The organism is Sphingobium sp. JAI105 (assembly GCF_015752145.1).
Lineage (GTDB): Bacteria > Pseudomonadota > Alphaproteobacteria > Sphingomonadales > Sphingomonadaceae > Sphingobium > Sphingobium xenophagum.
In genome coordinates, this window is sequence record NZ_JADOUC010000001.1 from 2,408,375 (window position 1) to 2,430,938 (window position 22,564).

The 22,564-nt window shown below is 59.7% G+C and carries 28 protein-coding genes and 1 tRNA gene; 15 read left to right on the forward strand and 14 right to left on the reverse strand.

From position 1 onward, the window contains the following. Nucleotides 1–5 precede the first annotated feature (5 nt). The 3 genes from IWY39_RS11510 (at nt 6) to IWY39_RS11520 (ending at nt 1,233) form a co-directional block, all read left to right on the forward strand. Nucleotides 6–479, forward strand: coding sequence for a hypothetical protein (locus IWY39_RS11510; RefSeq protein WP_145169751.1), 474 nt, complete (start codon nt 6–8; stop codon nt 477–479). 15 nt (nt 480–494) lie between these two features. After that, entirely contained in the window at nt 495–641 is a 147-nt protein-coding gene (locus IWY39_RS11515; RefSeq protein WP_186443239.1) for a hypothetical protein, read from the forward strand. 256 nt (nt 642–897) lie between these two features. After that, nucleotides 898–1,233 (forward strand): GrlR family regulatory protein, encoded by a 336-nt coding sequence (locus IWY39_RS11520; RefSeq protein WP_107125007.1) that lies wholly within the window; start codon nt 898–900, stop codon nt 1,231–1,233. A gap of 335 nt (nt 1,234–1,568) precedes the next feature. Here the strand turns inward: IWY39_RS11520 and IWY39_RS11525 are convergent, their stop codons facing one another. The 9 genes from IWY39_RS11525 to IWY39_RS11565 form a co-directional block, all read right to left on the reverse strand. Further along, the gene (locus IWY39_RS11525) at nt 1,569–2,150 is read right to left on the reverse strand and encodes an excalibur calcium-binding domain-containing protein (protein ID WP_107125009.1); all 582 of its coding nucleotides are present in this window, start codon (nt 2,148–2,150) and stop codon (nt 1,569–1,571) included. 176 nt (nt 2,151–2,326) lie between these two features. Next, nucleotides 2,327–2,800, reverse strand: a complete 474-nt coding sequence (locus IWY39_RS24030; protein ID WP_229380649.1) for an excalibur calcium-binding domain-containing protein — start codon at nt 2,798–2,800, stop codon at nt 2,327–2,329. Between the two features lie 54 nt (nt 2,801–2,854). Continuing rightward, nucleotides 2,855–3,355, reverse strand: a complete 501-nt coding sequence (locus tag IWY39_RS11535; protein WP_107125010.1) for a MucR family transcriptional regulator — start codon at nt 3,353–3,355, stop codon at nt 2,855–2,857. 103 nt (nt 3,356–3,458) lie between these two features. Beyond that, the gene (locus IWY39_RS11540) at nt 3,459–3,653 is read right to left on the reverse strand and encodes a DUF6961 family protein (RefSeq protein WP_107125011.1); all 195 of its coding nucleotides are present in this window, start codon (nt 3,651–3,653) and stop codon (nt 3,459–3,461) included. Beyond that, a complete protein-coding gene (locus IWY39_RS11545) occupies nt 3,650–3,850 on the reverse strand; it encodes a DUF5818 domain-containing protein (protein WP_107125012.1) in 201 nt (66 codons plus the stop codon). The genes IWY39_RS11540 and IWY39_RS11545 overlap by 4 nt, the downstream gene beginning before the upstream one ends. Nucleotides 3,851–4,122: 272 nt before the next feature. Beyond that, on the reverse strand, nt 4,123–4,923 hold the full coding sequence (locus tag IWY39_RS11550) for a hypothetical protein (RefSeq protein ID WP_196871546.1): 801 nt from the start codon (nt 4,921–4,923) through the stop codon (nt 4,123–4,125). 335 nt (nt 4,924–5,258) lie between these two features. Then, nucleotides 5,259–5,639, reverse strand: a complete 381-nt coding sequence (locus IWY39_RS11555) for a hypothetical protein (RefSeq protein ID WP_107125014.1) — start codon at nt 5,637–5,639, stop codon at nt 5,259–5,261. Nucleotides 5,640–5,856: 217 nt separating this feature from the next. Beyond that, nucleotides 5,857–6,417: a hypothetical protein gene (locus IWY39_RS11560; RefSeq protein WP_107125015.1), complete on the reverse strand. Its 561-nt coding sequence runs from the start codon at nt 6,415–6,417 to the stop codon at nt 5,857–5,859. Nucleotides 6,418–6,995: 578 nt separating this feature from the next. After that, nucleotides 6,996–7,520: a hypothetical protein gene (locus IWY39_RS11565; RefSeq protein ID WP_107125017.1), complete on the reverse strand. Its 525-nt coding sequence runs from the start codon at nt 7,518–7,520 to the stop codon at nt 6,996–6,998. 259 nt (nt 7,521–7,779) lie between these two features. Between IWY39_RS11565 and IWY39_RS11570 the strand changes: the two genes are divergently transcribed. Next, a complete protein-coding gene (locus tag IWY39_RS11570) occupies nt 7,780–7,941 on the forward strand; it encodes a polyhydroxyalkanoic acid system family protein (RefSeq protein WP_181316768.1) in 162 nt (53 codons plus the stop codon). Nucleotides 7,942–7,985: 44 nt separating this feature from the next. On the opposite strand, the gene IWY39_RS11575 is transcribed toward IWY39_RS11570, so the two are convergent. Continuing rightward, nucleotides 7,986–8,210, reverse strand: coding sequence for a hypothetical protein (locus IWY39_RS11575; protein WP_107125018.1), 225 nt, complete (start codon nt 8,208–8,210; stop codon nt 7,986–7,988). Between the two features lie 249 nt (nt 8,211–8,459). Here IWY39_RS11575 and IWY39_RS11580 point away from each other — a divergent pair, with 249 nt between their 5' ends. From IWY39_RS11580 to IWY39_RS11605, 6 genes are all read left to right on the forward strand, one after another. Beyond that, nucleotides 8,460–8,795: a hypothetical protein gene (locus IWY39_RS11580; RefSeq protein ID WP_107125019.1), complete on the forward strand. Its 336-nt coding sequence runs from the start codon at nt 8,460–8,462 to the stop codon at nt 8,793–8,795. Between the two features lie 218 nt (nt 8,796–9,013). Further along, nucleotides 9,014–10,177: a DUF2157 domain-containing protein gene (locus IWY39_RS11585; RefSeq protein WP_196871547.1), complete on the forward strand. Its 1,164-nt coding sequence runs from the start codon at nt 9,014–9,016 to the stop codon at nt 10,175–10,177. Further along, entirely contained in the window at nt 10,177–10,722 is a 546-nt protein-coding gene (locus IWY39_RS11590) for a GDYXXLXY domain-containing protein (protein ID WP_196871548.1), read from the forward strand. The genes IWY39_RS11585 and IWY39_RS11590 overlap by 1 nt, the downstream gene beginning before the upstream one ends. A gap of 512 nt (nt 10,723–11,234) precedes the next feature. Further along, the gene (locus IWY39_RS11595; protein ID WP_145169854.1) at nt 11,235–11,939 is read left to right on the forward strand and encodes a hypothetical protein; all 705 of its coding nucleotides are present in this window, start codon (nt 11,235–11,237) and stop codon (nt 11,937–11,939) included. 77 nt (nt 11,940–12,016) lie between these two features. Beyond that, nucleotides 12,017–12,778: a hypothetical protein gene (locus tag IWY39_RS11600; RefSeq protein WP_145169856.1), complete on the forward strand. Its 762-nt coding sequence runs from the start codon at nt 12,017–12,019 to the stop codon at nt 12,776–12,778. A gap of 96 nt (nt 12,779–12,874) precedes the next feature. Continuing rightward, entirely contained in the window at nt 12,875–13,057 is a 183-nt protein-coding gene (locus IWY39_RS11605) for a hypothetical protein (RefSeq protein ID WP_229380765.1), read from the forward strand. 313 nt (nt 13,058–13,370) lie between these two features. Here IWY39_RS11605 and istB read toward each other — a convergent pair whose 3' ends face one another. Together istB and istA are read right to left on the reverse strand one after the other, a co-directional pair. Beyond that, nucleotides 13,371–14,120: an IS21-like element helper ATPase IstB gene (gene istB, locus IWY39_RS11610; RefSeq protein ID WP_231377638.1), complete on the reverse strand. Its 750-nt coding sequence runs from the start codon at nt 14,118–14,120 to the stop codon at nt 13,371–13,373. 42 nt (nt 14,121–14,162) lie between these two features. After that, nucleotides 14,163–15,716: an IS21 family transposase gene (istA, locus tag IWY39_RS11615; protein WP_107126060.1), complete on the reverse strand. Its 1,554-nt coding sequence runs from the start codon at nt 15,714–15,716 to the stop codon at nt 14,163–14,165. A gap of 216 nt (nt 15,717–15,932) precedes the next feature. Between istA and IWY39_RS11620 the strand changes: the two genes are divergently transcribed. Together IWY39_RS11620 and IWY39_RS11625 are read left to right on the forward strand one after the other, a co-directional pair. Then, entirely contained in the window at nt 15,933–16,700 is a 768-nt protein-coding gene (locus tag IWY39_RS11620; protein ID WP_107126065.1) for a hypothetical protein, read from the forward strand. Beyond that, nucleotides 16,697–17,392, forward strand: coding sequence for a recombinase family protein (locus IWY39_RS11625; protein ID WP_107126066.1), 696 nt, complete (start codon nt 16,697–16,699; stop codon nt 17,390–17,392). The genes IWY39_RS11620 and IWY39_RS11625 overlap by 4 nt, the downstream gene beginning before the upstream one ends. A gap of 100 nt (nt 17,393–17,492) precedes the next feature. On the opposite strand, the gene IWY39_RS11630 is transcribed toward IWY39_RS11625, so the two are convergent. After that, nucleotides 17,493–17,774: a DUF427 domain-containing protein gene (locus IWY39_RS11630; RefSeq protein ID WP_107126091.1), complete on the reverse strand. Its 282-nt coding sequence runs from the start codon at nt 17,772–17,774 to the stop codon at nt 17,493–17,495. Nucleotides 17,775–17,953: 179 nt separating this feature from the next. Here IWY39_RS11630 and IWY39_RS11635 point away from each other — a divergent pair, with 179 nt between their 5' ends. Next, entirely contained in the window at nt 17,954–18,337 is a 384-nt protein-coding gene (locus tag IWY39_RS11635; RefSeq protein ID WP_107126067.1) for a hypothetical protein, read from the forward strand. A gap of 52 nt (nt 18,338–18,389) precedes the next feature. Here the strand turns inward: IWY39_RS11635 and IWY39_RS11640 are convergent. Then, nucleotides 18,390–18,475: transfer RNA gene (locus tag IWY39_RS11640), tRNA-OTHER, on the reverse strand. A 649-nt stretch (nt 18,476–19,124) separates the two neighbouring features. On the opposite strand from IWY39_RS11640, the gene IWY39_RS11645 reads away from it, so the two are divergent. Beyond that, on the forward strand, nt 19,125–20,267 hold the full coding sequence (locus IWY39_RS11645) for a hypothetical protein (RefSeq protein WP_145169858.1): 1,143 nt from the start codon (nt 19,125–19,127) through the stop codon (nt 20,265–20,267). A 552-nt stretch (nt 20,268–20,819) separates the two neighbouring features. Further along, nucleotides 20,820–22,421 (forward strand): nucleotidyltransferase domain-containing protein, encoded by a 1,602-nt coding sequence (locus IWY39_RS11650; RefSeq protein WP_145169860.1) that lies wholly within the window; start codon nt 20,820–20,822, stop codon nt 22,419–22,421. The last annotated feature ends 143 nt before the right edge of the window (nt 22,422–22,564 follow it).

Genomic DNA, 22,564 nt, shown 5'->3' on the forward strand with positions numbered 1-22,564 from the left:
GGAATATGCCGACTTACAGAGAGCAACTGCAGCGTGTCTGGCACGAGTTCGAAAAGGAGAACGGTCAAGTTCCTGCCACCGCCCGCGAGGCTGTTCAGTGGGGCGTACAAAAGCGTATGATCGAAGTGCCCGAGGTCGACCCCTTGGCAAAGCTTGCGGAAGACATGTCCGCAGCGCTTCGGGAAGAATATGCGACTGATCGCGAAGGGCGCCGTTATCGCGTGAACCATGCAGTCCGCGTAACGCGCGGCGGGGTCCAACACACGTTCTGGGCCATGATGGCCGATGCGCCTCGGGAGCACATGCAAAAGGCATTCATCCAACGGCGCGAGCAGATCGTAGGTGATTGCGTCCAGCTTTCTACCGACGTGGAAGCATATAACGCCATGAAATCGGAACAGGAACCCATCCAGATGCTTCTCGATTTCCGCGATGACGTGGAGGAGCGCCGTTATTGGGATGGCCGCAAGGCCGCTTAGGGAAGGACTGGATGAATGAGGGCCGACCTCGATCGCGCAATCTCTGAGCTAACCGTGCTTCGAGGAATCGCAAACCAATGCCCGGACTCGGCCGTTCGCATTCAGTTGCAGGGCAAAATTAACACGATCGAACGGCATTTGAAGCTGGCCGCGTCGAAGTGAAGCAGAGAGTTGCGTGGATGGAGCCGCCAACCGAGTCATCCTTCGCTGACCCAGTCAAAACCTCCTGTGCGCGCCACATCCAGTTTCAGCGATAGCTATGGATGCCGTGATTATGGGCGGCTAGAGCGTTTCCTTTCCATCACTGGTCCCCGCCGCCTCATCCCGCTATCGACACTCCAGCACCATCCAGCCGACCCGGAGCCGGCCGCCCCACGCCAGCCCCTCCGGCCCGCTGCCCCAAAGCAGGAGCCCGAGAATGTCCCTCCCCACCGGTCTGTACAAGATAGCCTTCACCTCCACTTACGGCACCGACTTTGGCGTCCTGGTCCTGCAGGAGGGTGGCAAGCTGCGCGGCGGCGACAGCGGCAACGCCTATGTCGGCACCTACGAGGAGGACGGCGAGGTGCTGACCATGCAGGTCAGCGTGACACAGCATCGACCCATTCCGGGGGTGGTAAGCGTGATAGGGTTCAACAACGTGGTCGTTGAGATGGCGGGCAGGGCCGACGACGGCGCGCTGAGGATGCGCGGCACCTCCAAGCAGGTGCCGGGCGTGAGATTCGAGGCGCGGCTGACGCATATAGCGGACTGAGCGTTGCCCTATGCTAGGTCTATATAGCCACACTCAAACATTGATCGTATCTGCGTGCGACAATAGACCGCGTCTACGGCGGCTCGTGGCCGGAGATCATGGAGATCACGGATGACAGCCAGCATCTGGCCCCGATCAAATGTATCTATCTCAATCATAGCGTCGTAAATTAGCCTGTGTTGCCGATCATCACCAATCTCGGGGGGGCGGGTGCCAAGTCGAAAGCGCGTATTGGCCGTGAAGTACCCACCGCTACGGATTTTCCCCTTATTTATCGGCAAAGTGACCTCCTCCAATAACATCGGCACGGACAAGCTGCCTTTTCCATGCGTTCATCAACATATGCTCTCGCACGGCACCCCGTCGCCGTCCCGGTCCAGCCGCCCCAGGCCACAATCGTTCAGATAATGATACGCCTCAGTGCAACTATTCATCTGGCCGCACGTCCGTTTCGTTCCGCAGCTACTGCCGCCACTGCTACCGCTCCGGCCGGACGACAGCGCGCCCAAGCTGTCGGACGACGGAGAGTAGAGTCGGGTTGGTCGCGTTGCTGGCGTGGGCTCCGGCTCTGGCTGGCTTTCGGACAGAAAGCGCTGGGCGACCCAGCAGTCCTGCCCTGCGCGGTCAAGGCTGACCCACGCCTCCCTTGTCTCTCCGGCGGACACCGCGTCGCCGCGCGCCAACTTCTCTATCACTGACGCGCCAGGCTGTGGACCGGCCCGACAGTTAAGCGTCGCCGTGATTACGTACATGGTGGTGGTGGCAACAGCCGCCGTGTCTGAGCCGATGATCGACAGGGGCGACTGCGCGTCCGGCAGACTGTCCGCCGACCCGCCGCACTTTCCCACGGCGAAGATGATCACCAGACATAGGGCAATCAGCCCACACCCTCCATTGCCGTCGGCCTTTCGCGCCATCGCGATTTCCCCTTGAGCGCCACAGTATCGGCGCGGGGGATATGTTCAAGTGGGACACGTCTGGCCGCATTATCAACCAACCCTTGCGATCCTCCTGCCACCCCTGCGATATCGTCTGACACACCAGCTATGGAAGAAAGCCGCGCGACTATGGCAGACGTACATGTGGCCTCACGTCAGCGTGGCCCGACGTAAGGCTCGCAGGCTATACCGTCGCCGTCGCCGTCCATATGCGGCCCGTAGCCCGGCTGCCCGGCGTATAGCGGCGCAGCGCCAGCGGCCCTCGCTTCTCGACAGTTGCGGTATGACCATCCACCGCTTGCGGCCACGGGCGCTATTGCGCGGGGCGAAACGGAGGCGCGCGCGTTAGCGGCGCTGGGCTGCTGCGCGTCCAGTTCTGCGGCTGACATGAGCGGCTGCGGCACATACGGGACTGTCTCTGCCACCGCCGACATGTCGGTCGCCTGCTGCCCCGCGCTATCGTCGCGGTCGCTGGGGAGCAGCTGTGAGCCAAGGCCAACGGCCGCCGCCAGCACAGCGCCAATCAACAGCTGGAGGGCGTTGCGCTCCCGCCGACGCTTGCGTCGCTGGGCGGCGTAGTGGGCACCCTCCCTGAGAGGGACGGCGCGGAAGGATTTCCTGAACGACATGGGGCGGCACTATGCCGCCCCATGGTAAAGACAAGGTTTCCGGTCGCCCGCCGATTAGGCGAGCTCAGGCTCGGCCATCTTGGGCTTGCGACCCCGCTTGGCGGGTGCCTTGGCGGCAGGCTCAGCCGCTGGCTCAGCAGTGACGGAATCGGCACGTTTGCGGCCCAAGCCGATCTTGAGCGCCAACTCCTTGCGCTGGGCAGCGTAGTTGGGGGCTACCATGGGATAGTCAGACGGCAGGTCCCACTTGGCTCGATAGTCGGCCGGGGTCATGCCGTACGCCGTCAGCAGGTGCCGCTTGAGCATCTTCATCTTCTTCCCGTCCTCCAGGCACACCAGATGGTCCGGCTTGATCGACGCGCGAATGGAGACGGCAGGCTCCTGCTTGGGGGCCTCCTGCACCTTGGAGGCGGTCAGGCCGGACAGGGCAGAGTGGACGCTGGCAATCAGTCCGGCAACATCGCTCAAGCTGACGGAGTTGTTGGACACGTGCGCCGACACAATGTCTGCGGTCAGGTTGATAAGAGCGTCTTGCGCTAGAGCTTCTGTGGACATGCGACCTGTCTCTCTATTTGGGGAAAGGGATTTTTGATTGGCTTTAATTGCGTGATGCAGAGCGTAGATAGCATGGACGACGTGGAAAGGCGACCGCCGTACTTTAGGACAGGCGGTCAGGCGGCGAAAGCTTGGCCAAGCAGCTCGCGATCTTCTTCCACATCGCGGCACCGTCTGCGTCGCCTGCCCGCTCCATCTCCGCGACACGCGCGGCGGCAACAGAGGCAGCGCGCTCGCCGTGTTGACGCAAGAGCATGGAAGCAGCGCCCCACGGCACGTGATCCTGGGTCAGCGTCACGCGAGAGCGATCCTGTCCGCCGCCACCACGTCGTGGCCCTGCCGGGCACCCTCGACGCGCACCCTGCGGCCCAGCAGACGGTCATGGCGGCCTAGGGCCAGCAATCGCCATTGCCCGCCGTCGGGCGTCTGTAGAATCAGCTGGCGGCCGTCGAGAAGCAGCAAGCCTTCCAGGGTGATGGGGCGTTCACGGGGCATGGGTTGGTGGGCCTGTTACGTTGTTACGTTATGTCAGGAGATCGAGACGCGTCTGTAAACATATGCGCCCCCTCTTAACCTGATCCCCTCACTAAAATCGAATGTCGAGAGCGGGTATTAACGTAACAACTAACAGACGGTCGGGGTGGGCGTTTTTGGGATGGCTGGTTTGCGCCACTTGTCGCCGTCCGGCGGCTTATCTCCATCTCCCGAAAGCGGCCGTTCGTTCATATCACTCTGGCCGGGCTTAAGCCGCTAGCGTTCGGGAGCAATCAGGCTTCGCCTGCTTCGTCGGAAAAGGTAAGCCGCGGCGCCAGTTCATTCATTGCGTAATGGACAAATTGCTTCCCAAGCTCTGTCAGTTCGTAACTCTCGACGTCGTCGAACGCAGATGTCATCGTGCGGCTGCCCCCGCCCTTCATGACTTTTTCTGGAGTCTTTTTTACGAAGTTTCCCTGCCAGTCCGTTTGGCGGTGCTGTCGCATAACGCCGCCCATGCTGAGGTCACGAACAAGCATCCTGTAGAGATCGGCATCGGCAGAGTTTTCCTGAACCTGCGGACGATTCAAGGCTCTCCATATACCGCCGCGCGTAATCCCCTCCTGCTGGTACACCTTGCCTATCACCTCGAAGTGGAAGTCTGAATATGCGTCGATCCAGTCTATAAAAAGACTGACAACGTCATCAGATACCAAGCGGGTGGCCGCAGCATTCGAAAGTATATTCCGAATTTTTTCCCGCTTACTTTCGCTGTCGATCGAACTCCATTTACGAAAGCTCTTTTTTAGTAATGCTTGATACTCGTCCGATTCAACACGTTTGACTGTTTCCTCGTCTTTCATGTCAAGGCGGGCCATGATCTCCGCGATTGTCTTCCCTTTTTCGCGAAGTTCGTCTTCAAGCATCTGTATCCATTGATGTAGAATCTTATTTGCCTGTTCCTGCTCGGCTTCGCCCCACATGCCAGCGATCGCCGCTAGAACACCTCCGACGAATGGAATTGCACCGGATGCTATATTGAGGCCGGCTCGACTGTACTTGCCAACACTATTATCTTTAGGAAGCTCTGTCATGCACATCGATTAGCATATCGACGCTGCATGCTTCAAATTCCTTTGTACAGCCAACTTATCGCGAGCGAAATTCCGCAATCGGCCGGGCCAAGTCGCGCCACTCTTTGCCGTGCGGTCAGAATCTTTTTTTGCTTGGCAGCGGACATTCGCGGACAACTCGTCGTCCAATCGCCGAACTGATTGGCTTGGAACTATACCTTCATTCCCGGATGTCGTTTCCAACGGCAGGTTCAGCGCCTACACCCGCCACCCCACTATAGCCAGACTGGAATGGTCACCAGACTGCAACTGGGACGACGAAGAAAAGCAAGTTTAAGCTGCGAGGCACCGGGTCCTCAAATCGGGAGAAGCGTCGTTATCCACCACCCCATCCAAACCCCGAAGTCCCGAACAATGGGGACAGTAAACGACAATGCCGCGAAACAGGCCGACCATACGGCGGACCATGCAGCGGAACGGTTGAGGCGTGCGCCTTCGGACATGGCGGTCAATGCCTCGCGTGTCGTCGTCGCCACCAGAACGCGGCGTCGAGCCTCGTCCATCATCGAGATCGGCAGAGGCCTGCCTGCGGCGTCGCTCACAGGCTCCAGAACCTCCGCCGGCACGGCAGGCACCGGCAACTCTGCGGACAACTTCCAGCTGCGTGCAGAAAGTAGAGCGAAAACGATCATGACGACGCTGGTTAGATACGGAACGAAACTCAGGAATTTGTACATCGATTACCTTCACTTGTGAGCAGGTTCGTTGGCATGGATGACGCTATCGTACGCGATGAATAGCATCTTATAATTGGATCTCCATTCTTCGTTACCGCCACCTGTTGTTGGCCGTCGCTGCCCGCGCTTGTTTCTAGCGCAAAGGGCAATCTGTCCTGCTGGCTTCTCGCGCATGGCAATGCGATCGACAAAACACGTTGGGGCAATGGCTGGCGTCTCATGGAGAAGTTAAATTGGCAGGTCTGCGAGATTTGGAAAACGTCTCGTATGTTTTCTTGAATTGCTTCACCGCACGGTTCACGCGAAAAAGGCGCCACCGCCCGGGAGGCTTACCTTCAACATATGCAATTCGAACAGCTAGGTCGATTTGCTCGCCCATAACCTTAGCTTGGGTGAACAAAATCTGCGCGGTTTCTGGCGATGGCTTTGCGTGTCCGATCCAGTCCGGCAGGCGTGCTAGAGTACGAAGGGCGTCATCAATTCCCCACAAGGTGTAGCGAACGTCTAATCGTTTCTGTTTTAGGCGCTTTGCTGCGTCAGCAGCAGCTCGATATCGGTCAGGATGCTGCGTGCCTGCTATCGTTTTCAGCTGTATGTAGGACAAGGCCAGGACTTCATGCACGCACTTGCCAATCGCCTTAAGATCTTCAGCGATCACGTCGCGATGGGCAGTCCTGAATTCCTCGCCACGTTTGTTCATCAACGTGAACAAAAGGGTGATGACCGTAGCAGACGCCGCAATTACGGCGGCAATCAAAGTGGCTTCTGGCGGAGTCATAGAGGCTCACTTAGTAATCGCTTAGGTCGCAGCACTTCAGTTTTCTCCTTGGACATTGCAATCTGGCCGAGCAAGATCGCCTGAAGGCGTAAGTTGGCATTGGCCTTCCCGGCCAGCATCCGCAATAGGGACGGCAGAAGCAAATAAGATCGGCGCGTCTCGATGCAGGCCCAGCCGGAAGGGCGGCTATCGCGAACCTGCTCCTCGGAAGCAGACTGACCGGCCAAAAACGAAAAGCTGTCAGCGCGGCAGGCGGTAGCGCACTGTTAAGCTTGCACCCTTCCCGCTCGGCGGCCCCGAGATGATTTCGTCTAACGCCCTCCGCTCTTGCTCCATAACCTGACAGCAACTCGGCATTTGATGATTGCTGCCCGGATAGCCCCCGAGTTTCCGATGGAGTTCGCCTGAATTGATTTCCACATGTTGAAGGCCCTCGAGCTCTGCCACCCGCAGTTGCGACCGGAGTGCGCTACGAAAGTCGTCTGACGTCGGCATGCTTCAGCTCCCTGATTTTACCACTCTGCAATGTCTGAAGATCACGCTCGGTGCAATCGAAGCAGCCGGTTAGCAATCGGCCATTATGCTATTGTCGCTCCCTCAGGCTGCTCAATTATACAACCCGTACGGCCTCGGGGTTGGCTGAAATGAGCAGCGAGTTGCAAAGTTCTGAGGAGGGGCAGGGTAGAGGGTATGGCAGCCTTGTCCGGACGGCTCTTTCGTAAAACGCTAAGCATGTCGGCAACAAAGTCTGGCACCCAGATCAGCCGCCCGCCGCCTAGTGTTTCGCGCGTACCGCCACCAAATTGCAGTAATGCGACTTGATCAACCTTGGCTGGTAGGTCGAGCCCGGCAAACAGAGAGGGCACATATGTTCTCCCCCTTTCAAACTTCGCCGTGAATCTGGCCTCCCGCTTGCTCCAGGGGTCGGTGTCCAACGAACACTCGATATGCACAAGGTGACGGGTGGTCGGATTGAGCGCGACTATGTCTAGCTCTCCCGCAAAACCTCCCGTATCTCGCTTTCCCACCAGCACCGACTGTCGCACGAAATAGCCGCGATATTCGAGCCATTCCGCCGTCAGCTGTTCAAGATGATTGGACATTGTGTGTCTATATTGCGCGCGACGGTTTTGCGCAAAGTCTTGGTTGTCTAAATTCTCGCTTCCGTCGCTGCCCCCCGCCAACCTATCCCGCTATCGACTCTCCAGCATTACCCCGGCCGGACCGGACCCGGCCGCCCACGCCCAACTCACCCGGTCCAGCTGTCCAACAGCAGGAGCTCGAGAATGTCCCTACCCATCGGCCTCTACAAGATAGCCTTTACCTCCTTTTACTGCACTGACTTTGGCGTCCCGGTCCTGCATGGGCGTAGAGGTGCCGTGCAAGGTGGACATTGAGGACGGGCGGCTGCGCGTCACGCTGGAGCTGCCTGGCATGCTCAGCCTGATGGCCGGGCCAATAGCCGCGATCGTAAAGTCGCAGGGCGAGAGGCTGATGCTGGGCGACGGGACGGCGAAGGCCTGAGCCGGGGGCAGAGTTAAGGCGAGGCGCAGATCCCCGCCCCAAAGTCAGGCTCGCCTGTGCCGCGCGTATACTAGCGCAGCCACGATCGCCGCCGATCCGATACCTACAGCCGCGCCCAGCACGCTGACGCCGCCGACCGATCTGTCGTCCCCTGCGTTGCTTTCGGCGTCCGCCGGTAGCGGGTCTGCTTGCAGGCTCTCTGCGTGCGGCGCTGGATGGGCGGGGTATGGCGCTGTGCTGCCGGGCGGAACTGCAGGCTTGTGGGTCATGATGCCTCTCTCGTTATGGAGTGGATAAACGATCGTGCGGGGCGGCGGTTGCCGGAAATAAGCGGGCAGCCCGACGGCTGTCCGGCTTTTACCCCCTCCTTTCCCTTATCGCCCTCCAAAGGGTCGCTATGCTTGTCACCACGGCGGCCACGCCGAGAAGAAACGATCCGTCGATTATCACCATTGCCGACTCCTTTCCTGTTCGGCATGTTCGCTATATGTTCTCATGTAGGAAAGAGTGATTCTGCTATGTGCGTCTCAATTTATCCCATCCCGGATAGCGTCAGGCTGCGGGTCAGCGGCGACGTGGAGACCGTGCTGATGGTGCCATATGACGCCGACGACCGGTTTCTGATCTGCCTCAGTGACGGCACATTGCTGCTGGGCTGGTACGACCGCGATATGCGTTGCCACTGGGAAGTGGCCCAGGACGGCGCTGGCATCGTGCGCTTTGACGGCGATCTGGCGCGCGTGGAGTGGAGAGTGGATTGGGTAACGGTGGCTGCCTTTGATCCGCGCGTGGTAGAGCCCAGCGTTCCGCCAGCGTTGCCGCTGTTTCCCGACTTGGATCGGTGGGCGGCTTAGGGCTGCTACGTTGTTACGATATGTCAGGAGATCGAGAGGCGTCCTGCGAAAGATGGAGAAATTAGGCTTCTAGGTCCCCTAATTAAAATCGAATGTCGATCAGGGGTAACAACGTAGCAACGTAACAAATTGGGTCGCCCGTCGCCGCGACCGGACGAACGATGTTGCTCCGGCCACCATACAAGCTACTCTGTCCGACTGTGCAGGCGAGAGGGGCCATGTCCGAGAGAAAACTCAAAGCCTGGCATCAGGCAGGGCTTATAGACCAGCACACCGCAGAGCGCATCTGCGCCTGGGAAGCCAAAAATAGCCGACCGCTTGGCCTGTTGGCGATAATCGGCCTGGGCGTTCTAACCATCGGGCTTGGCGTCATTTCGGTGGTAGCGGCGAACTGGGAAGCCATACCTGGGCAGTTGCGCCTGGGCGTCCATCTTGGAGTGGTGGCGGGCATGGCATCGTGGCTGTGGTGGTATATTCCGCGCGGAGGAGCGAGGGAGCATGCCATTGACGGTGCACTGTTTCTGACCGCGATCCTGGGTCTCACCTTCTTTGGCCATGTCGGCCAAGTATACCAGACAAGCTCTCCCCTGTGGCAGCCCCTTCTGGTTTGGCTGCTGCTGTTCTCCCCGCTGCTCTTGCTCTACGGACAGGGGTGGCCGGTCGCCGGTCTGTGGATGGCGGGAGTCCTGGGGACCGCTTGGGCGCATGCCGACGAGTATGGCGGCCTGGCGCTGTGGCCGGGGTACGCAGTGCGACCATCCTACCCAGCGCTCTACTGGGGGCTTATCGCCTGCCCGCCTATGGCAGTGGCGGCCCTTGCGGTTTATGCGCGCTTCCGCAGCACGCGCCCTGCCTTCTGGCGTTTGCTGGAAAAGCTCGCGCTCATCACGATACTGGCAGGCTTCAGCTTTGTCGTTGTCGCCAGGGGGCTGGACGGCCGATCAGGCACGATGTTGGGCAGCGTCGCGATCCAGAGCATGGCCCTGCTCGGCGCAAGCGCGGCGGTGCATCTAGCCCGTCCCGGCAAATCCGGTCAGGCAACAGCAGCTATTTTGGCTGTTGTGGCGCTGCTGCACATGGTTCAGGCAATGCTGCTGTACCTACATCCCCCGATAAGAGGGCCTTGGGTCAGCGCCCTATTCTTTCTGCTGTTGTGGAGTGCGACGGCAATGGGCGCGCTGCACGCGCAGTGGCGACGCATGTTCCAGACAGCAATCGCCCTGATCGCCTTGCGGATCGTGATTCTCAGTTTCGAGCTGAGCGACGATCTGCTCGGGAGCGGCTTTGGCCTCATCCTGTCGGGCGTACTCGCTCTGCTGGCTGCGTGGATTACAATACGCATTTCCCAGCGCTTCGCCCCGGTAGCGGAAGGCCAGCTGTGATGGACGCAAAATACGCTCGCATCGTCCTTGCCGCAGCGCTCGCCCTGCCGGTAGTGGCATTGGCCTACAGCTGGGCCGCCACCCACCACATGGCGCAGCAAGGGCAGGAGTGGCATGTCCCGGTCAGGGGCTATGATCCGCGCGATCTGCTGCGGGGCCATTATGTCCAGTATCGGTATGACTGGCCTTGGGACAGCGCCGAGCGGAGCGCGGACGGGCGGGTGCCCTTCGCCGTTGGCCAACTCTGCATAGAGGGCCGAGCGCCCCAGGTCGTCAGGGTACGGCAGCTGCCGTTCGGCACGCTCAGTCCGCAACAGACCCGCAGCTGCGCTATCGTCGCGCGGGCGACCCTGGGCACGCGCAGGGAAGTGCAGGGCTTGGACAGCGGCATATTATACACATCACAACCGCGCGCGCTGGCCCTCTCCCGACAACTGACTGACCCGCATTTGCAGGGACTAATCAGGGTCAGGATCAGGGCTGACGGCGTCATGCGTCCTGTAGGCCTGGAGTTTCGGCCCCGAACTGGCCGCTCCTCGCAATAGGCGGGTGATCTGCGCCGGGTATTAAACCCTGCTGCCTTCCGGCTATGGTTTGTTACGTTGTTACACTTGATCAGGAGAACGAGACACGCTCGGCTATATATACGGGCTCTTGCTACACCCTTCCCCTCATTCAAATCGAATGTCGAGGAGGGGTAATAACGTAACAACGTAACAGACGACCGACATATGCCTGTATTCGTCGGGCAGACCCATGGCAAATTTGTCGTGCCGCCACGGCTGCCGTCACTTGCCAAGACAACGGCGCAGCGGCAGAAGGTCGGCACCGCTGGAGACAGCGGTGGGGCGTGGAAACCTCTGAAGAAACCAGCCGGTCACAGTTTTTCTGGGGCCGGGTGGCATGCGCGCATGTCCAGCCGGTTCTGCCGGTAAAGGCGCATGCGCCTGTGGGTTTCTCCAGGTTTCCAACATCCGGCTTTCGGCCGTCGCCCCAACATCAACATGGGGCGACGCCGGGGTGGATGTAGCGCGTGGTCCCGCGACAGGGGGCGAGCATGCTGTTTAATCGAAAACTCTGCGTTCTGGTGCTGGCGACCATCGCCGCGCCGACGGCATTTCCTGCTTCCAGCCAAACCATTGGCCAGCCGGTGCGCAAAGTTGGCCAAAAGCCAGAGCCGGGCGTGGAGTCCGTCGTCACGGTCGGCTCAGTCCTGCTGGAGCGCTACGACTTGACCGAGCGGGCCATGCCCCGCCTGGAGACGGAACTGAGTCTGTCGCTCGGCATCCAGGGCAAGATCGTCGCGCCTGCCGGATCGTTGCTGACAGTGGAGCGCGCAAACCCGTTAAAGGCATGCACAACGTCCGGCGGCTACGTGGACCACCTTGTAGGTCCGCGCGGCGCAGCCTGCCTTATGGACAACGACATGGACGGCGCGTTCGACAAGGCGTCCGCCGCCGACGTGCTGTTCACCACCAAGAAGATCAACCCGCCTGCACGATACACACTGGTCAACGTCACCACGCCGGAGGCTGGCAACAGCTTCCGCCAGGCTCTTATATATCTCGGCACTTCGGCTGGCACGCTGCGGCTCAGCTACCGCGAGTTCAGTAACGACATGGCCCGGCCCGCCTTCACGGAGGAGTTGTCATTTCCCATGGAGGCGACCTTCCCTCAGACGGTGGCATGGCGCGACACGCGGATAACGCTGCTGGGTGCCAGCAATGCCGGTCTGCAGTACCGGGTGGAGGCTAAGCAGTGAGCGGCAGCGCGTTGGCGGCAAAGCTGGCAGGGGGCGCGGCTGCGTTGGTGCTGGTCGTGGGCGTAGGAGGTACGGTCATGCTTGGGCCGGACCAATTTATCGCAAAGCTGACCAGCATGTTCGAGCCAACGGTGATTGACGATGGGACACCCGACTGGGCCGATAAGGCGCGCAACCCCAAGTGGCGTCAGACTGCAGTCACGATTTGCCGAGATGTTGATGACGCAGCACACGAGGAGGTCATGGACACCTACGCCAGGCGTGGCGATCCTGCTGGCGGCCTAACAGACCAAGCTGGATATAGCGCCCTCTTCGACATATTTGCTGGCACCCGAACTCTTAAGGCGTACGATAAGGCCGGTTTCAGTGAGAATGAGCGCAGGCTGGCAGACCGTATGTGCGTCTTCTATCGCCTTGCCGCTCACGAGATGAGCGTCGTAATGCTCAACGCGCTGGGCGACAATCCCGGGGAGTATCGACCTGCTTACGCAGATCCCGCCATGGTGAGGGACGGTTCGCAGGATCAGCGGTTGGCCAAGCGCTTCTACGATGACTACGGGTTTGATCGCGCGGTGCGCGATGGAAAGCTAGACTATGGCAGTTGGGCAATTCTACCCGACGAGGCGGGCGTGACGGCGGCTATGAATGAGCGCCTGCCAGCAGACTTGATACGCGATGGCTGGAACAGAAAGTCGCACCAGATCACGCAGGCAACTCTGCGATACGCCTATGATGTTGGCGTTGCCGAGCAGGCCAAGAATAATGTCAAGCCCCTGGACATTGAGGCGCTCAAGAAAGTAGGCGCTGCGGCAAAGGCAAGGGGAGACCTGCCCTACTAACCAAACACCGCCCGGCAGCGGCCAATCATGTCGCAAGCGGAATCCCTGGCACTTCCGGCAACGCCAGCAGTTGGCGGCTTGGAGGAGAGCGCAGCCATGACAGACAGGATCGTGTCGATAGGGCTACTGACGGAGCGGGACTTGGCAAAGCTGGGCGACGGCTTCCGGCGGCACCTCCCCATAACCAGCGACGACATGTTCGCCGACCTGATGGCGAAGTTGGACCGGATACCCTTCGACCCAAGCCATAAATCGCGATTCCATAAGGCAAAGCGATAAAAGCTGTTTGAATGCTACCTGAAAAACACGATCGAAATATTCGAAATTTTTCTGACAGAAGGTGACTGAACCAATAGGTCACCCACAGCCCAATACCCTGACAAGGTACCATGCGGACTTTCCCGCTAGAAATACGCCGAACCGCTCTTGTGCCTGATCGTCGTCACTTTACTTATGTGAAATTTACAATGCATCGAGTTGTTCGTCAACGATGCGTATTTCGCAAAAGTCGGACAGCTGCTTCGCTAAATCCCGGACAAGCGCTTCAGTAAATCCGGGACAGCTGGTGTAGGCAGTGGATGCCTGGTTGCTGTCAGGGTTGAGTGATTTCGATATTTGCTTCCTGGGTCAAGCCATGCGGAGCTTTTTGTCGCCGCATGCTGTCTCCTTTCAGCGTGATGCGATGGGCATTGTGGACGATGCGGTCGAGGATAGCATCGGCGATCGTGGGCTCGCCGATCATTTCGTGCCAGGCCGCCACGGGGAGCTGGGCGGTGATGAGCGTGGATCTGCGGCGATACCGTTCCTCGAAGATTTCGAGCAGATCAAGGCGTTGCTGATCGTTGAGACTATGGGTACCCCAGTCGTCCAGAATGAGCAGCTGAACGCGGGCAAGCTTGTCGACGACGCGTGGGAAGCGACCGTCGAGGCGCGCGAGTGCAAGATCCTCGAACAGGCGCGGCATGCGCAGATATAAGACGGAGTGATCCTGGCGCGCCGCCTGTCGCCCGAACGCACATCCCAGCCACGTTTTTCCCGTGCCGGTTTGGCCGGTGATAATGAGATTCTCATTTGCCTTGAGCCAGGCACCCTGTGCGAGCGAGAGGATATTGCGGCGATCCAGTCCGCGATGCGCCCCGAAGTCGATATTTTCGACACAGGCGTCGACAAAGCGCAGTTTCGCGCTGGCAAGACGATTAGTCAGCCGTCGATCGGCGCGAGTGGCGATCTCGCGGTCCAGCATGAGCCCGAGCCATTCGTCTCGGGTCAGATCGCCAGCGGTGTCTTGCTCGGCAATGTCGCGCCACGCGGCCGCCATGCCCGCTAGCCCCAGGCTATGCATTTGATCAAGGGTAGGATGCGTCAGCACAAGATCGTCCTTTCATTATTGATAATAGGACCCGCCACGGATGTTGTCGTGCGCCGGTGTTGGTTTGAGCGGCCCCGCTGTCGGCTGGATCTTGTCGAGCCCGGCCTTGAGGATGGCGTTGAGGGATGAGTAGGTAACGGCGCCGATCACCAGCGCTCGATCGCAGGCGGCTTCAAGCCGATCGCGCTCGTAGCGCCGGGCCAGCGAGAGGACGCCCATGGCGGAGCGATAGCCCTGCTCGGGATGTGGCTTGTCGATCATCAGCCTTTCCACGAACGTCGCTGTGTTAGGACCGGTTTTCCTGGCGCGCTCGATCAGGCTCGCTGGCGATATATTCGCATAGCGCTGATGCGCCTTGGGCATGTGCTCATTCACGGTAACGTGCCCACGGCGCTGCGATGTCCGCATATGGCTGGCGACCCGCGCATGATCGTAGAAGATCTCGACCACTCGATGCGTCAGGCGGATATCGACCTGCCGGCCGATCAGTCCGTGCGGCACGGAGTAAAAGGTCTTGTCGACCTCGACATGATAATCAGGATGGACCTTGGCGCGTTTCCACTCGGCATATTCGAACACCGACGTAGGTAACGCCGCCAATGCCGTCCGTTCGATCTCGTCAAAGATTGCGCGACGGGATTTGCCGACATGGCGCATGGGCCGATCATTGAGATCAACCAGCAAGTCCGCGATCGCGGCATTGAGATCCGCCAGACTGAAGAAGCGCCGATTGCGCAGCCGCGCCAGGATCCAGCGCTCCACGATCAACACTGCGCCCTCGACCTTTCCTTTGTCGCGCGGCCGCCGGCTCCGGGTAGGCAGGATCGTCGTATCGTAATGCTCGGCCATCGCCGCAAAGGTCGCGCTGAGCGTGGGCTCGAACCATAGCGCTTTGGCAACGCCCGCTTTCAGATTGTCGCACACGATCGCGCGCGGAACGCCGCCAACAAAGGCCAATGCCCGGCACTGCGCGTCGATCCAGTCCGGCAACTGCTGGCTCAAGCTGGCCATTGCGAAGGTGAAGGATGAAGCACCCAGCACCGCTACGAAGATCTGTGCCTGGGTGATGACGCCCGTCACAGGATCGATCAGCGGCACAGTCTGCCCGGCATAATCGGTTTGCAGGACGGCGCCCGCCTCATACCGATTGCGAAAGCTGACATGGGTCCGCCGCTGGAAGGACAGGAACCGATCGCAAAACCAGGTATAGCCATAGCCATTGGGATGGGCAGCCCGATATTCTTGCCACAGCAAAACCAGCGTCACGCCCTTGCGCTTGATCTCCCGCGCAACCACTGGCCAGTCCGGCTCGCCCAGATCCTGAGGAGGGCGGCCGACACGGCGGAACACCAGCCGTTCGATCGCTGCGTCGTCGTCGTAGCCGGCCGGCAACGGCCAGCCTGTCAGCCCAGCCTCGCGCGCCCGCAGTAAATAGGTCGACACCGTCGTCTTGCTAAGCTTCAGCCGCTCTGACACGGCCCGTACCGACAAACCCTGATCGTAGGTCAGCCGGAGGATCGATCGCATGTCCTTCACGTCGGTTCGTCTCGTCTGCTTCCGCCTTGGCATCACCCCTCCCATCGCAACGATGAGGAGCAACAATGCCAGAGCGGCGCATCACAAAACCTAACCTTGATCCTGTCCCAAACCCTGTCCGGGATTTAGCGGAATCACTGTCCCGTATTTACTGAAATGCCTGTCCGCGATTTAGTGAAATAACTGTCCGGAATTTTCCGAAACACGCATCAACGATACTTTGACGAAGCATAGACTTGGAGCAGACTTATGACACAGACCGCTAACGCCTCCGCCCGTAAGACCCTCTCAACTCGCCTGGGCACCAGCCCGAAGACCCTGCACCGCAAGGCAATGGACAAGGCCGCCGCCGCGCCCGCGCCCGCGCCCGAAGGTGAGGCGCTAGAGGAGCTGTTTCCCGCGCCGCCAGTCGGTGACGACGTTGCTCCCGCTCCCAACCATGTCGCGCCGCAATCCACCAACGACAGCGCCTCCACCGCCGACGGGGCGGCCGCCAGCGCCGAACAAGCAGCAGCCGCGCCCGTCGTCGATATAATAGAGTCGACCGCCCCCGCTGCGCTGGCCGCCGAGCCTGCCGCAACTCCCCCCTCGATCGTTATCGAGGATCAGTCGGCACCCGCTGCGCCCGCGCTGCCCGCAGTCGCGCCGTCCTGGTCTGAGGCTGACGAGAGGGCGTACCAAGCCCTGGCAGCCCGTCGCAAGGCGGCTGGTTTCCAGCGCCGGGGTCGCGACGTGTCGGCGCAACGAGTCGTTCTTGGTGCCGTCACGCCCAATCCTGGCACGGTATATGCAACAATTGCTGCCATAGTGGGCGCTGCTGGCAACGTCAGCAGGGGCGAACTGATTGACCTGATGGCGGCCACGACCTTTTCCAACGCCAAGGCCAAGCCGACCGATCGCAACTGGTGTACCGCGTATATCGCGGGCGCTAGGCGGGACGGAGTGCTGGCCTGGGCTGATAGCGGGCAGGTCCTCGGCGAGCATTCGCCCGAAGCAAGCAATGGTGCAGGCCTGTGAATCTTGTGGTCTATCTCCGGGTAAGCACCCAAGCCCAAGGTCGGAGCGGACTCTCGATTGAAGCGCAGCGTGCCGCTGTTGAGGGTTATGCCCTCGGCGGCGGTCATCGGGTCGTCGCGGAATATGTGGAAGTCGAATCGGGGAAGCGTGACGAGCGACCGGTCTTGATCGAAGCGCTGGCCGCATGCCGATTGCATCGGGCTACCCTCTGCATCGCGAAATTAGACCGTCTTTCCAGGTCAGTTAGCTTCATTTCTCGACTGCACGATGGGGACGTGGACTTTGTCGCCTGCGACGCTCCTTACGCCAACAGGTTCATGATCAACCTCTTTGCGGCCATCGCCGAGCATGAGCGGGAGATGATCAGCCAACGAACCAAGGCGGCGCTTGCTGCTGCCAAGGCGCGGGGCGTGCGGCTGGGCAATCCCAATGGCGCGGCGGCGCTGCTGCCTGGCTGCAAAGTGGCAGCGGCAAAAGCCGGAGCCATGCTTGCCCAAAAGGCGGATCAGCGCGCCATCCAGGTCTTGCCACTGATCCGGCAACTTGAGGCGGATGGTTGCACAAGTGCCAGGGCGATGGCGCACGCGCTGAACCTGCGGGGCGTGCCCGCGCCCAGCGGTCGCCCGCTGTGGTATCCAGAGCAGGTACGGCGGGTGATGCGACGGGGCGCAAGTCTGGAGCGCACGGAGTGAGGCAGATGCTGCTGGGCATTGTCGCACTCTACGCTATTGTTTGAATCGCGATCGGCTGAAGCGAATATGGACAAGTGCAACGGCCGATCCGCGTCCCAAATCAGCCTACCTCCACACCCTTCCAAAAGGCGACACGACCGCGGATATTCTCCGCCGCGGATTTCGGATCAGGGTAATACCAGGCGGCGTCGCGATTCTCTGCTTCCTCAACCTGGAGGCTGTAATAGTGCGCCGTCCCCTTCCACGGGCAGACGGTTGTCGTCTCGCTCGGCTGCAGGAACGCGGAATTAACGGCGTCGGCGGGTAAATAGTGGTTGCCCTCGACGACGATCGTGTCGTCGCTGGTAGCGATCACCGAGCCGTTCCATCTTGCTTCGACCATTGTCATTCTCCTGCAAACTGCCCAGGTCGGGCGCGCCGCAGCGGGTTTCAAGGAGTGCCGCTCCAGGCCAGTACCCAGACGAAAAAGCGGACGGTCGAGAACCGACCATTTTTTGCCCCCATCGGTCGAACTGCGGTGCCTAGTTGCGGACACTCCATCGTATGGGATAATCATCATCCATGACGTGGCTGACAAAACTAGAACGGGCAGCCATAGAGGCAATCTTGGCCGAAAAGCCGGATCATTTCGGTCCATTGAGCGAGCAGCTTCAATCCGTGACGGTTGAGAAGCGAGAGAATACCGGTGGTGGCTTCTTCACGACGATCTCGGTGTCGCCGTCGACACCTGCCGTGATCATATCCAGCCCATTAGGGTTGAACGTATATACAAGCGTAAATGGCATGGAATTTGGCCTTGGTGTGCTCCTCTTCTTTGAGCATGGGCGAATGAGCCTTTTGGAGGGTTATTCCATCGGTGGTGAGGACACTTCTGCGATAGAGTTTGAGCAGGTCGCTTTTGCAATCAAGGACGCGCCAGCCACATTGCACGGGAATGTTAGATAATCATAACACGCTGCCCGAAACCTGACTTTCTCCCCCCCACCCAACATAGCCTTGCCAGCGACCGGGGATCGAACCCGGCACCCCGTCCGTCGACGAAGACCATTACAATGGTGCGTCTGCCAATTCCGCCACGCTGGCTTGGTGGGAATAGCACATGTTCACCTTTTGGGGAGCGGGACCGTCTCCAGACCACCGGTCATCAATTGTTTCGCATACGGAATATTTTCCCGTTTCGGACGTTAGTGCTATTGGTTTATGCTTTTCGCCAGTTGTGGACCGGGCGGCGAGCGGCAGTGCATAGCAGGCGAACGCACGCCTATTCGTTGCGTCGCAGATATTGCCGTTTACCTGTGTTGGTCCGAACGCCCGGAACTGACGGCAGCCGCCAATTTAGCCACACTAACTGCAGACAGTACGCGCCGCAGGCATTGCCGTTCAATCGACACCCCGGCTTTCCGAAGCCGGCCGCTTGGGGGAAGCGCGACTGTCCCGTCTCTCCATTTCCGATGCGCCCTTTCAGGAAAACACAAGCGTGAACAGGTTTCGAGAAAGCCAAGCCTTCCACCCGGGGGCCTGCGCATGCAGTCACCGGCTACCCCGCATCGGTTTCGTTTGTGGCCCCCTCTCTATCGGCTCTCCTACTACAGGTAGAAAGGACGTCTGCTTGCAGGTAAAGCGGTGTCGTTAAGAGCAGCCGGGGGCAAGGGGGAAAACACATGTGCAAATCTGCGCTTCTACTCGGTGATGGCCTTTGACTTGGCAAGACCTTCTGCTGATCGGCCTCGCTATGGCATTGGCCGCCCTAGCAGCGTTCACCTTCCGGCGTATACGGCACGAAGGACGTAGGCGACTGCTAATCCTCGCACTTGCAGGCGGGCTGCTTCTGACAATTGGGGCAGGAACGTACGCCTACATCGCAGCGCAGCACCGGGAGTCCTCACTGCGCGCCCAAGCCAAAGATGATCTATCCGCCATCTCATCGGCAGAAAGCCAACAGGAGGTGGATCGTCGCAAGCGGAAGCTCCAGCAGGCATTCTCGGACCTTGATGATGCGCTCGGCCGGTTCAGCAGAGGCGCACCGCCTCCACTAGATATCCGCCCCAGTGAGGATTACAGCGATAGCCCATCAGTTATCAGCGCACGGTCTCGCCTTGATGCCACTACGCGCGAACTAGCTGCCGTTGACGCACCTTGGCCTGCTGCGCGGATTGTGCTGCTCATCGGCACGGGAATCCTAACCCTAGTGCTTATGGCATACTGGCCGGTTCAATGGTCGCGAGCGGGCTTTGATATGGAAGCTGGCCGGTCGCCGTCACGAGCCCGTGAGCCATTCGCCCACGATTCTATAGAGATAGAGGCCGGTAATGGCGTCGAAGGCGGTGATGATCTTGGTAGCCGCTCGTTCGGCTGGTTGAAGATCGGCGTATCCATCGGGCTGGTAATTGCTGCCGCGACGATAGGATACTTTCTCGTTCGCGATCGATCGCCCGCACCGTCGCCAGCTCTGCCGCAGAACGTCGTGCCTCAACCCGCCGCGACGCTCCCTACAGCCACGCCAACGACTGTGGTGCCTGACACCCCAATGCCGACGTCCGCCAGAGCGGAGTTTGGCTGCATAGGCGCTTACTCGAGCGTCTCTTTTTCAGAGGAGAGCGGCGACGGGTCTGGCCTGTTCGTCAGGATCGGAAAGTCAGGGCAGATCACGTGGAAATACTATGAGGGAGGTATATCACGCGGAGACGTAAAGATAAACAAGCGTTCGGCCGACAACATCTCGGCGACCGTAAGCTATGTAGACTATCCGAACGCCCCCGCCTCCAGCGTCGTTCTCGAGTGCCGAGGCAAGCAGCTATATGTCAGCAGCGCAGACATCGGCAATCTTTCTCTGCGAAGATTGACCGCCAAGCAGGCGGCCGAACTAGACCTGTAGTGGTCCATCCAAGTCGCCGGCGGGGAGGGCAGCGCGTCGAATCCGCACGGTTGTAATACCGGGCAAGAAGGGTTCGTACTTGTCCCACTTCGTCCCATTAAAAAGCCGGCAATGGACGACCCAAAATATGTCATTCCGGTGCTGCGCCGGAAATGTCAGTTCATTCCGACACCGGCCATTCCGCCCGTCATATCCGGTTGATCGGAGGCGTCCGGCAAGCTGATGCTGGGAGAGAAATTCGGCTCCTTGAATCCGGTCGTTCACTCAGCATTGGTTGGTCGCACATCACCCCGATTGCGATGCACAGTTCCGAGCCCCAACGAGAGATCGACAAGGTCGCAATATCGGCCTCTCGCGCTACAGCGGCAGCAGAAGCACTGGGCGCCTTCGCCGCCTCGAGCAGGGCCAGCTTCTGCTTTTCATTTGGAACAGCATGGTTTGACCATCTGCAGTAAACCAGATTTTGTCACCGAAGCGAACACCGGTGCTTGCGCGAAGGAACGGCTACTGGCAGCTGGGCCGAGAGACCAAGCGTGCTACAAGGATTTTCCGTTGAGTTCCTTTTCCCTCGAACCGGTTATGGTCCTCCTCAGGAAATGGGCCGAAGCGCTGGACACGATGATTGGATCCGGCGGTATCTATCTTTTCGGCAGCTCGATATTCCGGGATGGGCAGCGATTTGAGCCCGGCCATAGCGATATCGACCTAGTCGTCGTCATACCGGACGATCTCAGGTCCGCGCCCGATCGCGCCGAATATGCCGAAAATCTTCGCTGCCAAGTCGCGGAGCTCGAAAAGTCCCTTCTGGAGCCTCTTGGCAGAAAGAACGCCGACAAACCGATCTGCAGCGTGATCGCCGCGACAAGGCTCGAGATCGAGGCGGATATCCATAAGAGCAACGTGACATCGTTCTTTTCCCGCAACGTCTTCCGACCGCTGCACGTCGTTGGTGCCGACGGGCCAGCGCCCGGTGCCGGAACCCTCGACGGTCTGAGTTTGGCGACCCGGAATGCTTTGGCGGCGGTGCAGCAACTCCGTAACGTCTATCTGTCGGTTTCCCCCAACGGCACCCGCAAGCTGCAGAACTGGACAGGCGAGCTCACCATTCCGAAGGAAATGGCGCGATCTGCCGCAGGCCTGGCCCCCCTGCTCGCGCCATCTGCGCCAGGAGACGAGTTCGACACCCGACTAGGCATCTCGGAGCTCAGCCTCTGGCTCTATAGTCACCGAAGCGATTCCCAAGCCTTCTATCGCCTCTATGACTGGATTGCCGCAAGACAGAACGGCGGCAAGGCCACCGATGACACTGCACACCTCCGGCCGGACCAGTATCTGCTGTTGGCCGAGGCCATTTATGATCTTGCGCGCGAACGCCTGAACCCCCAATCGAGTAGAGCATCGGCGCCCCCCCCGACGGACTCGGCACCGGAGCCGCAGCCAAACGATATGCCTGCTCGCATCGCAACAACTGAGGAACGCGCCTTAGAATGTTCGTTTTTGATCTCTGATGCGAACACACTCGTAGGCGAGGACGATGAACTCAAAGCTAAGATCGCGGAGGCGACATACAATCTGGATCACCGGCTCGAGCCGGCGTTTACGGTTGTGTACACCGAGGCACTTCAACTCGCAGAGGCAGTAGCGACGAACGAAGCGAAGAGGGAACCCGAATCCCGCCTTGCACATGTCGCCGCCCGCCAGCGGCGCCGACAACTGGTGCACCGGGCGTCGATCTACGAAAGCGGCTTTCGCTTCATCCTTTTCTACCAGCGCCTTCTGTTCGACGCTGCCACCCGTGATCAAGACTTACGGATCGCCCTGAGGGCTTTTGCTCAGCGGGTTCTGATCGACCATGCTCGAATCGGAGGGGTGCTCGAGGCCTGGGCAAACCTCGAGGACCTCAATGTTCGCGTGGGCTTTTCGCTAGGAGCGAAACAAGAAAAGAAATATCTGAAATCTCTGGGCTTCTCCGACATCATGGAGCTCGCAGCCGAGAACCAGCCTCTCAAGACCATGCCTTCGGACCTGGTTGCACGGTACTTCGTGCCTGAACTCGTATACGATTATGTCACCAGCGGGCGGGAGCGACCGGATCGCAGCCAAACGGAGCGGGATTTGTTCACCGTCGGTATGTGGTCCCTCGGCGTGCATTGAGGCAGCGAACAGGTTCGGCCATCCAATTCCGATTAACTCCTGCATCGTCGCGTTACTTCGCCCACGGCCCGTCTGCCTGTTCGATCTGTATGAGTGTCAGCTAAACACCTTGCACTGATCTGGAGAAGAAATTGTGGCTCGTC

Bases quoted from the DNA above. Each gene is read 5' to 3' on its own strand.
- istA (WP_107126060.1), bottom strand. From the start codon at position 15,716: ATGCCAAGGCGGAAGCAGACGAGACGAACCGACGTGAAGGACATGCGA.
- istB (WP_231377638.1), bottom strand. From the start codon at position 14,120: ATGCATAGCCTGGGGCTAGCGGGCATGGCGGCCGCGTGGCGCGACATT.
- IWY39_RS11545 (WP_107125012.1), bottom strand. From the start codon at position 3,850: ATGCCCCGTGAACGCCCCATCACCCTGGAAGGCTTGCTGCTTCTCGAC.
- IWY39_RS11535 (WP_107125010.1), bottom strand. From the start codon at position 3,355: ATGTCCACAGAAGCTCTAGCGCAAGACGCTCTTATCAACCTGACCGCA.
- IWY39_RS11560 (WP_107125015.1), bottom strand. From the start codon at position 6,417: ATGACTCCGCCAGAAGCCACTTTGATTGCCGCCGTAATTGCGGCGTCT.
- IWY39_RS11515 (WP_186443239.1), top strand. From the start codon at position 495: ATGAGGGCCGACCTCGATCGCGCAATCTCTGAGCTAACCGTGCTTCGA.
- IWY39_RS11595 (WP_145169854.1), top strand. From the start codon at position 11,235: ATGCTGTTTAATCGAAAACTCTGCGTTCTGGTGCTGGCGACCATCGCC.
- IWY39_RS11630 (WP_107126091.1), bottom strand. From the start codon at position 17,774: ATGGTCGAAGCAAGATGGAACGGCTCGGTGATCGCTACCAGCGACGAC.
- IWY39_RS11585 (WP_196871547.1), top strand. From the start codon at position 9,014: ATGTCCGAGAGAAAACTCAAAGCCTGGCATCAGGCAGGGCTTATAGAC.
- IWY39_RS11620 (WP_107126065.1), top strand. From the start codon at position 15,933: ATGACACAGACCGCTAACGCCTCCGCCCGTAAGACCCTCTCAACTCGC.
- IWY39_RS11575 (WP_107125018.1), bottom strand. From the start codon at position 8,210: ATGACCCACAAGCCTGCAGTTCCGCCCGGCAGCACAGCGCCATACCCC.
- IWY39_RS24030 (WP_229380649.1), bottom strand. From the start codon at position 2,800: ATGTCGTTCAGGAAATCCTTCCGCGCCGTCCCTCTCAGGGAGGGTGCC.
- IWY39_RS11555 (WP_107125014.1), bottom strand. From the start codon at position 5,639: ATGTACAAATTCCTGAGTTTCGTTCCGTATCTAACCAGCGTCGTCATG.
- IWY39_RS11520 (WP_107125007.1), top strand. From the start codon at position 898: ATGTCCCTCCCCACCGGTCTGTACAAGATAGCCTTCACCTCCACTTAC.
- IWY39_RS11510 (WP_145169751.1), top strand. From the start codon at position 6: ATGCCGACTTACAGAGAGCAACTGCAGCGTGTCTGGCACGAGTTCGAA.
- IWY39_RS11580 (WP_107125019.1), top strand. From the start codon at position 8,460: ATGTGCGTCTCAATTTATCCCATCCCGGATAGCGTCAGGCTGCGGGTC.
- IWY39_RS11600 (WP_145169856.1), top strand. From the start codon at position 12,017: ATGCTTGGGCCGGACCAATTTATCGCAAAGCTGACCAGCATGTTCGAG.
- IWY39_RS11570 (WP_181316768.1), top strand. From the start codon at position 7,780: ATGGGCGTAGAGGTGCCGTGCAAGGTGGACATTGAGGACGGGCGGCTG.
- IWY39_RS11635 (WP_107126067.1), top strand. From the start codon at position 17,954: ATGACGTGGCTGACAAAACTAGAACGGGCAGCCATAGAGGCAATCTTG.
- IWY39_RS11525 (WP_107125009.1), bottom strand. From the start codon at position 2,150: ATGGCGCGAAAGGCCGACGGCAATGGAGGGTGTGGGCTGATTGCCCTA.
- IWY39_RS11590 (WP_196871548.1), top strand. From the start codon at position 10,177: ATGGACGCAAAATACGCTCGCATCGTCCTTGCCGCAGCGCTCGCCCTG.
- IWY39_RS11605 (WP_229380765.1), top strand. From the start codon at position 12,875: ATGACAGACAGGATCGTGTCGATAGGGCTACTGACGGAGCGGGACTTG.
- IWY39_RS11550 (WP_196871546.1), bottom strand. From the start codon at position 4,923: ATGACAGAGCTTCCTAAAGATAATAGTGTTGGCAAGTACAGTCGAGCC.
- IWY39_RS11645 (WP_145169858.1), top strand. From the start codon at position 19,125: ATGGCATTGGCCGCCCTAGCAGCGTTCACCTTCCGGCGTATACGGCAC.
- IWY39_RS11565 (WP_107125017.1), bottom strand. From the start codon at position 7,520: ATGTCCAATCATCTTGAACAGCTGACGGCGGAATGGCTCGAATATCGC.